Origin of the sequence: Pseudomonas sp. 2822-15 (genome assembly GCF_002742515.1) — a bacterium.
Classification (GTDB): Bacteria; Pseudomonadota; Gammaproteobacteria; order Pseudomonadales; family Pseudomonadaceae; genus Aquipseudomonas; species Aquipseudomonas salomonii.
This window is the reverse complement of sequence record NZ_LJRY01000473.1, coordinates 1-229: the sequence shown is the minus strand read 5'-3', so window position 1 is coordinate 229 and position 229 is coordinate 1. Positions and strand designations below refer to the sequence as shown.

At 38.4% G+C, this 229-nt stretch carries 1 protein-coding gene; it reads left to right on the top strand.

All coding sequences use genetic code 11. The features are described 5' to 3' along the window. On the top strand, positions 1-229 hold a 229-nt coding region (locus AOA59_RS32595), incomplete at both ends, for a permease-like cell division protein FtsX (RefSeq protein WP_218212256.1).

The window sequence follows — 229 nt, the reverse complement described above, 5'->3', positions numbered from 1 at the left end:
GTTTATAGATATAACTGCATCGGAAACGCAACAGGGTGAATTACTTTCAGAACTCGAAAACTTAGCTGGTGTTGACTCGGTTGACTTTGTCCCTAAAGAGGAAGGTCTGGATTCACTTATTGCAAGTCTTGGTGACCAAGGTGAAATATTTGAGTCATTACGTGATGAAAACCCATTAAACGATGTATTTGTTGTACAAGCAGAAGATCCAGAAGAAACAGATATTATC